Origin of the sequence: Streptomyces globisporus (assembly GCF_003501885.1) — a bacterium.
Lineage (GTDB): Bacteria > Actinomycetota > Actinomycetes > Streptomycetales > Streptomycetaceae > Streptomyces > Streptomyces globisporus_D.
On the sequence record NZ_QWFA01000067.1, the window covers coordinates 16,888 to 27,185 of the forward strand.

The 10,298-nt window shown below is 69.0% G+C and carries 9 protein-coding genes and 1 pseudogene; 8 read left to right on the top strand and 2 right to left on the bottom strand.

Going from position 1 to position 10,298, the window contains the following annotated elements; all coding sequences use genetic code 11:
• Positions 1 to 79 precede the first annotated feature (79 nt).
• Together D3105_RS14845 and D3105_RS14850 are read left to right on the top strand one after the other, a co-directional pair.
• Positions 80 to 1,231, top strand: coding sequence for a PLP-dependent aminotransferase family protein (locus D3105_RS14845; protein ID WP_118903683.1), 1,152 nt, complete (start codon positions 80 to 82; stop codon positions 1,229 to 1,231).
• 191 nt (positions 1,232 to 1,422) lie between these two features.
• Positions 1,423 to 2,727: a benzoate/H(+) symporter BenE family transporter gene (locus D3105_RS14850; protein WP_338103985.1), complete on the top strand. Its 1,305-nt coding sequence runs from the start codon at positions 1,423 to 1,425 to the stop codon at positions 2,725 to 2,727.
• Between the two features lie 41 nt (positions 2,728 to 2,768).
• Here D3105_RS14850 and D3105_RS14855 read toward each other — a convergent pair whose 3' ends face one another.
• Positions 2,769 to 3,239: an Ig-like domain-containing protein gene (locus tag D3105_RS14855; RefSeq protein WP_240646909.1), complete on the bottom strand. Its 471-nt coding sequence runs from the start codon at positions 3,237 to 3,239 to the stop codon at positions 2,769 to 2,771.
• A 1,490-nt stretch (positions 3,240 to 4,729) separates the two neighbouring features.
• The gene (locus tag D3105_RS14865) at positions 4,730 to 5,719 is read right to left on the bottom strand and encodes an endonuclease/exonuclease/phosphatase family protein (protein ID WP_118903686.1); all 990 of its coding nucleotides are present in this window, start codon (positions 5,717 to 5,719) and stop codon (positions 4,730 to 4,732) included.
• Positions 5,720 to 5,906: 187 nt separating this feature from the next.
• On the opposite strand from D3105_RS14865, the gene D3105_RS14870 reads away from it, so the two are divergent.
• The 6 genes and pseudogenes from D3105_RS14870 (at position 5,907) to D3105_RS14895 (ending at position 10,238) form a co-directional block, all read left to right on the top strand.
• Entirely contained in the window at positions 5,907 to 6,347 is a 441-nt protein-coding gene (locus D3105_RS14870; RefSeq protein ID WP_240646910.1) for a hypothetical protein, read from the top strand.
• 8 nt (positions 6,348 to 6,355) lie between these two features.
• Positions 6,356 to 8,149: an alpha/beta hydrolase gene (locus D3105_RS14875; RefSeq protein ID WP_118903692.1), complete on the top strand. Its 1,794-nt coding sequence runs from the start codon at positions 6,356 to 6,358 to the stop codon at positions 8,147 to 8,149.
• Positions 8,150 to 8,207: 58 nt separating this feature from the next.
• On the top strand, positions 8,208 to 8,687 hold the full coding sequence (locus D3105_RS14880; RefSeq protein WP_240646911.1) for a hypothetical protein: 480 nt from the start codon (positions 8,208 to 8,210) through the stop codon (positions 8,685 to 8,687).
• 272 nt (positions 8,688 to 8,959) lie between these two features.
• Positions 8,960 to 9,121: pseudogene (locus D3105_RS34935) on the top strand (DUF2975 domain-containing protein); the annotation flags it as partial.
• Positions 9,121 to 9,396, top strand: coding sequence for a helix-turn-helix domain-containing protein (locus D3105_RS14890; protein ID WP_118903687.1), 276 nt, complete (start codon positions 9,121 to 9,123; stop codon positions 9,394 to 9,396). The pseudogene D3105_RS34935 and the gene D3105_RS14890, both read left to right, overlap by 1 nt.
• Before the next feature lie 212 nt (positions 9,397 to 9,608).
• The gene (locus D3105_RS14895; RefSeq protein WP_240646912.1) at positions 9,609 to 10,238 is read left to right on the top strand and encodes a DUF4253 domain-containing protein; all 630 of its coding nucleotides are present in this window, start codon (positions 9,609 to 9,611) and stop codon (positions 10,236 to 10,238) included.
• Positions 10,239 to 10,298: the final 60 nt, after the last annotated feature.

Below are 10,298 nucleotides of genomic sequence, written 5' to 3' on the forward strand. Positions count from 1 at the left end.
GGAAGCCCTGCCCGCTTCCCACGCCCTCGCTCTCCACACCCCTGCTCCCTCCCCTCGGTTCCTTCTCCAGGAGACCTCTGTGACTTCCCCGAATACCAAGGACGCTGTGACCTCTCCGACCGTCCACTTCTCGCGGGGGATCCCTCCGCTCGAAGCGATCCCGTCCGCCGACATCGCCGAGCTGACCGGGTCGGTCCTCTCCGCCGAAGCGGACCGCGTCTTCCAGTACGCGCCCATCGGCCGCCACACCGGCGACCGCGAACTCCGGGACCAGCTCGGTGCGTTCCACTCGGTCGATCCCGACCGGATCTTCGTCACCAACGGCTCCCTCCAGGCCCTCGACCTGCTCGCCGCGTACCTCCTCAAGGACGCGCCCCGCAAGAAGGTGCTCGCGGAGGCGCCGACGTACGACCGTGCCGTCCAGATCTTCGAGCGGCACGGGGCGCAGGTCTCCGGGATACCCCTGCGGGGGGACGGCCTCGACCTGGACGCCCTGCGGGAGCGTCTGCGGACGGAGGTCCCCGCGTTCGTCTACCTGATCCCGGACTTCCAGAACCCCGGCGGGGTCACGACGAGCGAGGAGAAGCGGCGCGAACTCGTCCGTCTGTCGGCCGAGTTCGGCTTCACGATCCTGGAGGACATCCCGTACCGGGAACTCCGTTTCGCGGGCACGGCCCCCACGCTCCTCGGCGAACTCGCGGAATCCGTCGAGGGCGCCCGGGTGCTGACCATCGGCTCGCTGAGCAAGATCCTCAGCCCGGGACTGCGCGTCGGTTACGTGATCGGCGCGCCCGGTACGCCGGGTGCCCTGGCGGCGCTCGCGGAGAGCACGTACCTCTCGCCGGCCCCCCTGCTCCAGGTGGTCGCCGCCCGGGCCTTCGCGAGCGGTCTGGTCCGGCGCAACATCGACGAGGTCAGGAAACTGCTGCGGCCGCGGCACGACACGGCGGTCGAGGCGGTGCGGAAGGCGCTCGGCGAGGCCGCGCTGTGCGTGCCCGAGGGCGGCTACTACATCAGCGTGCATCTTCCGGTACGGACCACGGAGGAGAAGTTCCTCGCGGCGGCGGCCGCCGAGGGCGTCGCCCTCACCCGCGGCTCTGCGTTCTACCCTGCGGACTCGGCGCCACCGTCCGGCACGGTGTTCCTCCGGCTGCCGTTCCAGGCCCTGAGCGACGAGGAGTTCGCCGAGGGGGTGACGCGGCTGGCCTCGGTGGCACAGCGGGCGGAGTAGGGGAGTAGCGGAGCGGCAGCGGGAGTTACGGGCGAGGGGGAGGGGGCACGATGGCCACGGCCGAACAGGGCGCCGAGAAGGACGCGGACGAGGCGCCCGGGCCGACGGACGAAGGGCGCACGCCTTCCGGGCGACACGGGCATTCTGCTCAGCGCACGCCTTCCGGGCAGCCTGGGTCCTTCGGACGGCGCATGCCGTCCGATCGAGGAGGGTCCTCCGAGCGGCGCACGCCCCCCGATCGGCGCGGGCTTTCCGAGCAGCGAGGGTCCTCCGAGCGGCCCGGGCCCTCCGATCGGCGCGGGCTCCTGGCGGACGCCTCGCTCTCCGCCGTCCTCGCGGGCCTGATCACCGTCGTGGTCTCGTGTTCCGGCCCCCTCCTCGTGGTCCTGGCGGCCGCGGCCGCCGGTCACCTCACCGATGAGCAGACCGCGTCGTGGGTGTGGGCGGCCTGCGTGGGCAGCGGCGTCACGTGTGCCGTGCTCAGCTGGTGGACCCGGATACCGGTGATCACCGCGTTCTCGACGCCGGGCGCCGCGGTCCTGGTCGGCAGCCTCGGGGACTACTCGTACCCCGAAGCGGTCGGCGCCTTCCTGGTCAGCGGTCTCCTCATGGCGCTGGTCGGCCTGACGGGCGTCTTCGGAAAGGTCATGCGCCGCGTACCGCCCGGCATCGTGGCGGCCATGCTGGCGGGTGTGCTGTTCTCCTTCGGCGTCGGCCTGTTCTCGGCGCTGGACGGCGCGCCGGTCGCGGTGCTGGTCTCGCTCGCCACGTACCTGGCCGTCAAACAGCGGTCACCGAGGTACGCGGTGGCCTGGGCCCTGCTCGCGGCCGTGCTCGTCACCGCCGTCGTCCCGGGCATCGACGCCTCGTCCGTGGACATCGGGCTGACCCTTCCCGTCCTCACGGCACCGGAGTTCACCGGTTCGGCGCTGGTGGGCCTGGGCGTGCCGCTCGCCGTGGTGACGATGGCCTCGCAGAACGCGCCCGGCCTCGCCGTCCTGGCGGCCTGCGGCTACCGCCCGGACGACCGGCTGCTGATCACGGCCACCGGGCTCGCCTCCACGGCGCTCGCGCCGCTGGGCGGCCACGCCGTCAACCTGGCGGCGATCACCGCCGCCATCAGCACCGGAGAAGAGGCCCACCGCGACCCGCGCCGCCGCTATGCGGCCGGTGTGGCGTGCGGCGTCTTCTATCTGCTGGCGGGAGTCTGCGGGGCCGCGCTCGTGGGATTGTTCACGGCGCTGCCGCCCGAACTCATCGCCGTCGTCGCGGGGGTGGCCCTGCTCGCCACGTTCTCCACGAGCCTCACCCAGGCGGTGGCCGACGAACAGGGCCGCGACGCGGCGGTGGTCACCTTCCTCACCACGGCCTCGGGCGTCACCCTGGGCGGCGTCGGCTCCGCGTGCTGGGGCCTGGTCCTGGGGCTGGTGACACACCTGGCGCTGACCGCCCGGCGCCGGCGAGGCGCCCGGCGGGAGCAGCAGAAGGCGGCGTGACGGGCCCGGGCGGCCGCCCCGTACGGCGTCGCGCCTCCCGGTCAGGGAGCGGACGCGGTGACGGTGATGCGGACGACGGCCGTGGCGGCGGGCACCTCGGTGCCCTTCACGCGGACCTCGTAGGTCAGCTCGTCCTCGCCGGCGTACCCCTCCCTGGCGGTGTACGTCACCGTGGCCCCGGACACCGATGCGGAACCGTGGCCGGGCTCGCTGTCGATGGTCAGGGTCAGTTCGGCGGGGTCGTAGGCGTCGAGCAGCCCGGCCCGGTCGTTGCTCTCCAGGGTGACGGAGTCGTTGTCGAGGACGTCCACGTCCAGGCTGTCGCCCGCGTCCACGCTCTGCTGGTCGTCCATGAGCGCCAACGTCCGTTCGACGGTGCCCTTCTCGCCCTGGCCGTCCGCACCCCCGCCGTCGCCCCCGCACCCGGTCAGGACCAGGGCCAGCGCGCCCGCTCCCACCGAGATGCGCATCCGGAAGGCTCCGCGCATCGACCGCCGTGACTGCTTCCTCATCTCCATGTGTTGCCCCCAAGGCCGAACTAGGTGCGGTGGAGCAGCCGATGCTCGCAGTGCGTACGGGCGCACATCAGAGGCATACGGGAAGCGAAGCGGAATTGTGATGAGAGCGTGTACAAGACGTGGAGGGCTGGCTTCGGTCGGCGGACCGCGACCGCCCCGGCAACCGGCCCTGCGGACGCCGACGCGGGGGTGGTTCGGCGAACGGATCTTCGATGTGGTGATGCGTCAGAAGCGTGGGATACGGTGACGAGGTCATCACGCTCAGTGCGCGCTCGCGTGCAAAGGGCAGCCCCCGGAGGTGCGCCAACACCCACCCGAGGGCCTACACCCCCAGTGGACAGGACCCACCAGAAATGCTGCGCCATGTTATCGCGCCCTCCTCGGGCTGGACGAAGGCCTCGCACACGGTCGTACGCGACCGGCGGATCAACAGCAACGCGAAGATCCTCATCCTGTACGTCCAGGGCCTCCCCGACTCCGCCACGAACCGCCCGCTCGGCGAACTGGCACAGAAGCTGGACATGAAGGGCCGCCCGTACCAGCAGGCCAAGAAGCAGTTGGTGGAGCACGGTTACGTCCATGAGTGGCGGGGCCAGCGCGAGGACGGGCTGTGGGCGACGGACCAGCTGTTCACGAACACACCGCTGACGCGTGCGGAGGCGAGGGCGGTCTGGACGAGGCTGGAGCAGGACGCGGGGCGCTCTCCGGGTGTGCGGTATCCGACGGTCGGTGAACCGACTCCTCGGTCGGTCGGTGGCTATCAACCCGAGGAAGACCACGGTGATAAGACCACTCCCCACCCACCCTCCGAAGCGGAGAGGGGGCGGGGGCGGGAGCGGGCAGCGGGACCGGAGTCGGACCTGGACCCGGACCTGGACCCGGACCTGGTGGGGGCGGGAACGGACCCCGAACCGGAGAGGGCGCCGGCCGAGGTGGCCCCTGAGTCGGCGGGAACTTCGGCCGGAGCGGCCCCGGACCCTCGACAGGCGGGGGCACCGGCCCCGCATCCCACCAGCCAACTGGCCAAGGCCGAACGCCTGCTGCTGTCCCTGCGCCACACCCGCCGCGATCTGCTGCTGGGCGTGAGGGAGGCCCGGGCGCTGGCGGTGGAGGCCGTGAAGTGGCTGGAGGGCGGCCTGCCGGAAGGGGACCTGCGGCGGGCGCTCCTGGCCGACCCGCCGGAGGGCGGGGTGCGCTCGGCGGTCGGCTTCCTGCGCCATCGCCTGATCCAGAAATGCCCGGTGACCCCGCTGCCGGCTCCGCCTCCGCCGCCCCCGGTCAGGGAGCTGATCGCGTGCACGGGCCCGGGGGAGGAGCATGTCTTCCGCCCGCTGGGCGACGAGCCGGAGTGCGCGGACTGCCGCAGGGCGACGGCGTACGCGAGCTGGATGGTCGACACGGACGCGTACGAGTTTCCCGAGGACATGACCTGGCGGCAACGCGTGGCGGCCGTACGAAAGGCGGACGCGCTGCGGGCAGGACCCTCACCGCAGGGCGACGCGGGCGACGACGGGCAGATGGTCGCTGCCGGTGGCGGGCAGGGTGCGGATACGGCCCACGGTGGCGGAACGGGCCATGACCTGGTCGATCCGGGCCAGCGGGAAGGCGGCGGGGAAGCTGAAGGCGAACCCGCTCTCGGCGACGTCCAACTGTGAGGTGAGGGGCCTCAACCCACGGTCCTCCACGACCCCGTTGAGGTCCCCGAGCAGGACGAGCGGCTCGACGCGCTCGCTCGCGATGGCCGACCCCAGCAAGGCGGCGCTGTCGTCACGCCGTTGGGACGCGAGCCCGCCCATCCCCGCCCGGACGGAGGGCAGATGGGCGACGTACGCGGCGACGTCCCCGTACGGGGAGTGGACCACGGCCCGCACGCCGCGACTCCACCCCTCCTCGATGCTCGGGGGCTTGATGTCGACCACCTGCTCACCGCTGAGCGGGTGTTTGGACCAGAGTCCGACGGTGCCCCGGACGACGTGATGCGGGTAGTCGGCGGAGAGGGCCTTCTCGTACGCGGCCACCTGCGGCTCCACCAGCTCCTCCAGCGCGACGAGATCGGCCTCGGCGTCGATCAGCGCCCGGGCGGTCCCGGCGGGATCACGGTTCTCGTCGCTGACGTTGTGCTGCACGACGACAAGCTCCCGCCCGCCGCCGCTCTCCTCGCCAGGCAGGAGAAGCCCGCCGAAGGTGTCCACCCATAGGCCCACCGGCAGCAGCAGAGCGACGAGGGCGACGGCCGACCGCCGCACGAGGGCGACGACCAGCAGCACGACGACGAGGACGCCGCCCCAGGGCAGAAAGGACTCCAGCAGACTGCCCATCCGGCCCGGCCAGTTGGGAACCCGGTGATGGAACCCCAGCACCCCGCCCACGACCACGGCAACCCCGGCGAGCACCCACCCTCGCCGTCGGCTCCCCGCCCCGGGCACCACCGCCGTCGCCGTCGGCCCCGCACCAGGTTTTGCCCGCTCCGCCATGCCGTCCCATCCGATCGATCCCGCTCCACAGGACGACCGACCAGGGCGAACAGGTTCCGGCCACGGACGACAGGCCTGAATTTGATCTGAGCCGCGGAAGCCGGAGACGATGTTGTTTCGACCCGAGGAACTCCGGAACGGGACCACGGGAAACGGGGATATCAGGGGAAACGGGGAGAATCGTACGGTGGCATGGGACGAATGGGAACAGATCAAGGCTGATGTCGCGGCGAATGGGCCGGCGAGCATGCAGCTGAATCAGGCCCCTTCGGAGGGGGGAACCTCGGGCGACCTGAAGTCGAACCGGAAGACATGGGTGAGGGTCGGTGAGGGCGTCACCGGCCTCAAGGGCGGCGTCGGCAAGGCGCTGACGAAGCTGGCCGATGGGCAGGCGGGGCTGGGTGACACGACCGGTTCCGTGAGCGCGGCGGCGCAGAAGGAGCTCTACGACTCCTGGAAGAAGTACGTCAGCGATGTGCGCGACCGCTGTGATGAGTTGGGCGGACTTCTGCAGAAGACGGGTCACGATCTGTCGAAGTCGGACGAGGAAGCCTTGGCGGACCTGAAGAAGCTCCAGGTGAAATACGAGGACACCAAGCCCGTTGGCGGCGAGTCGAAGGAGAAGTGAGTCAGGTCATGGATCTTGCGACGCTCAAAGCCTTCAAGCCGTCGGAGTACGAAGAGGCCGCGGACGGCTACCGCGCCACCGGCGACATGGCCTCCGAGGCCAAGGACGCGATTGACCATCGGATCGGTCTGGGACTCCGCAGTGAGGTGAAGGGTGACGCGGCGGGGGCCGCACACGAGCAACTCAAGAAGTTGTCGAGCAACTTCCACTATGTCCAGACCGAGTGTGGTCTGGTGAGCACCGCGCTGAATGGCTTCGCCTTCGATATCGCGGTGGCCAAGCGCAAGCTGGAAGCGGCCATGGAGGACGCCAGGGCTGACGGCTGCACGGTGAACGCGAACGGCTCCGTCTCGTACCCGGCGGGCAAGAAGCCCGGTGACGAGAAGACGGCGGACGGCGGTACGGTCAGCGGAAGCTCGGGGGGCAGCCCGACGTCCGACGCGTTGGAGCGCCAGGCCGTCAACATTCACCCGAACCCCCATTACGGCAAGGCGCTTGAGTACGCCAACCGGATCGCCGACGCCCTGGAAGAAGCGACGGACGCGGATACGAAGTGGGCCCCGAAACTGCGTGCGCTGAAGGCCGACGACGACTTGGAGGTCTCTCACCGGGACTGGGCGGACGTGAAGTCGGACACGGGCGGCGTCCGCGAGGCCGGCAAGAGCTACTTCGACTCCCTGCCGGAGCCCCCGAAGGACGGCACCCCGAAGGACAACGCAGCGTGGTGGAAGGGGCTCAGCCCGGAGGAGCAGGCGGCCCATCTGGCCCTGAACGCCGCTGCGGTCGGCGCGCTGGACGGGCTGCCCGCCGAGTCGCGCGACGAGGCCAACCGCATGGTGCTGGCGCAGAGCAGGGCACATGTGGAGCTGGAACTCGCCAAGATTCCTCCCGAGCCCACCAGGTACTCCCCCAACCCCAACGGCACTTATCCGGCCGTCATCCAGAACTCCAGTTGGACCAAGTGGAACGAGAAGTACGGTGAGCGGTTCGCGCAGCTCACCAAGTCGCAGGACGGCATGAAGAGCATCCAGGAACGGTTCGACGCGACCGGTGAGAACGGGCTGCCGCCCGCCTACCTCTTGGGTTTCGACACAGAGAAGAACGGCCGGGCGATCGTTGCCAACGGGAACCCCGATACCGCCGCTCACACGGCCGTCTACGTACCTGGCACCACGTCGAATCTTGGCGGTATCGGTGGAGACATTGGACGCATGACCGACCTCTGGCGAGAGTCCGATGCGATGGCTGGAGGGAAAGAAGTCTCCACCATCACTTGGCTTGGGTACGACGCTCCTCAGAGCGTGGTCAAGGATGCGCCTTTCCGGCACTATGCCGATGACGGGGCGCCGAAGTTCAATCAGTTCATGGACGGCCTCAATGTGGCCAACAGCACCGACTCCGGTGGTCACCACACGGCCATCGGTCACTCGTACGGTACGACTCTGATCGGCTCCGCGGCTCGTCAGGGAGAGCTGAACGCGGATGACGTGGTCTTCGCAGGTAGTCCAGGTGTGCAGGTGGGCGAGGCATCACAGATGGATGTGCCCAAGGGGCACGTATGGAATGAGGAGGCCGAGGGTGACCCCGTCCCCGACTTGGGTCGATTCGGTCACGGTGGCAGCCAGTGGCGGTTCGGCGGAGGCGTGGCCATCATTCCCAGTGACGAATTGTTCGGAGCGAACCAGATGACTACAGGCGAGTCGGAAGGGCACAGCGAGTACTGGGATCGGGACACGGACAGCCTCAGGAATCAGGCGGCTGTCGTAACCGGCCAGTACGGAAAGGTGAAAATTGAGGAATAGGATATTCGGCAATCTCCTCCTGAGTGCCGCCATGATCACCGTACTTACAGGATGCAGCATGACTGACCAGGCAGATTCCAGCACGCCGAAACCGGTAGGAACGCGAAGCGTCGACGACGTCGATTCTGAAACGAAGCAGATCTCCAGCCAAATCCTCGACATCATGGCCGTCAAGGGGACGATGTCCAAGTCGGGCCCGGGAGTGAGTACGTGCGAAGGTGCGGAGCGGGGGAAGCTGTTTCTCATGCGGCACCCTTGGAGCCTGACCGGACCCTCTGATGCTGAGCTCATGAAGGCCATGACCCGCCTCAAGGAAGATCTTCCGAAGCACGGCTGGAAGATCGTCGGATATGGGCCGAACAGCTCCAAAGCCAAATCCTTGGAGCTGACAGCAGATCACGCCGCGAAGAAGTTTGCCGTCAAGATCGAATTCTGGGAGAAAAACAGTGGCGGGGACACTAATGAGCCCACGCTGCTCGTCAACGTGGTTTCTGCCTGCTACCAGGTCCCGGACGGCGAGAAGGTCGATCGGTTCTGAGGAGGCTCCGGCGGCACCGGTGCAAGGTTCTGGTGGAGTCGTACGGCGTTCGATTCCCGGTTGAGTGAGATCTGCTTCGGCGAGATCAGAACCTTCGCATCGCGTCATGTCGCAGGAGGGGGTGGCGGGCTCCGGTCAAGGTGCGGAACCGTCGCCCGCCCTCAGGTCCCACCGTTGGTCGATCTATCGAAATTCGATGGATTCTCATCGTGGATCGATGGCATAGGGGTGGGTCATGGGAAAGCTGACCGTGCGGGCGCTCCGCGCCGTGCTCGTGGTACGACCCGGGCGTCACCGTCATCACGGGCGGGGTGGGCCTGGCCATACTGGGAGTCGCGCTCATTGTGCTCGTTCTGCGGACACTGCTCGCCCAGGCCGTCGTCCGCGATGTCGAAGCGACGGTGATGCAGGCTGAGTTGGACGAGGTGATCTGATGCCGATCGTCGTCGACATCGACGTGATGCCGGCCCGGCGGAAGATGTCCGTGGGCGAACTCGCGGACCGCGTGGGGATCACCCCCGCCAACCTGGCGGTACTCAAGAACGGCCGGGCGAAGGCGGTGCGCTTCTCGACGCTGGCCGCACTCTGCGAGGTACTCACGTGCCAGCCGGGGGACTTGCTCCGCTGGGAGGCGGAGGGCGCCGAGGACGCGGTGGACGCCGGGGACGCAGTGGACGCCGACGCGGCTGTGGGTGCTCCGGGCGAATGACCCGTACTCGCCGACCCGCCACCGGCGGGACTCGCCGGCCAGGCGCTGTGCACCACCGCGAGAAGAGCGTTTCCGGCGCTGTGTCGTCCTGAGGTGCCGAGTAGATTCCGGCTATGCCCGAGCCCTTGAGCGAAGTTCTCAGACAGCTGCTGGACGACTTGCCACCTGGCAGGCTGCTAGGTCCGTGCCGTCATCCGCATCCGGTGGCGTGGATGAGCGACGGCCCGGTCGCGGACGCGGCCGACTGGTGGAGGCGGTTGCACGCGCGTCGTCGGGAGACCGGCCTGTACCCGCTGTTGCTCGAATACCCCGACGACTCCTTCGATCCGGTGGGTGGTGGCTACGGGGCTGACGCTGATGCCGACGCGTACTTCCGGAGCGAGTGGACGGACGACTCGTGGCCGCCTTTCAAGGAGTGGCCCGGTCTCGCGACGTCTGCCGGGGTGGTGGCCGACGCTGACGGGTGCGCGGGGGCAGTGGCGACCGCTATCGCCCGCGACGGCCGAGCCCGGTGTCTCGCGCTCGTCGAGGTCGCGCGGGGCGCTGATGTGCCCGCTGCCCTCAACTGGCGGGGCATGGCGAATCACATGACCGCGCAGGAGCTGTCGGCAGTGCTGCGCTCCTGGGAGCACCGATTCGGTGTCCGTGTCGTGGGCTTGGGCCACGGAAGCCTGTTTCTCTCGGTTGCCGCACCGCCGGCGGACGTCTGCCAGGCCCGTGTTCTCGCCGCGGAGCACTACCTCGCCTGCCCGGACGTCTTCCATGAGGACCCGGACCTGGACTGGTCCACGTACCACGAGGAGCTCATGCGGCTCCGTGAGTGGCGGCTCTGGTGGGATTGAGGGTGCGCTTCAGGGATCAGGCGGGCGGGAGGGGGCAGGGAAGGCCGGGATGGTGGTGGT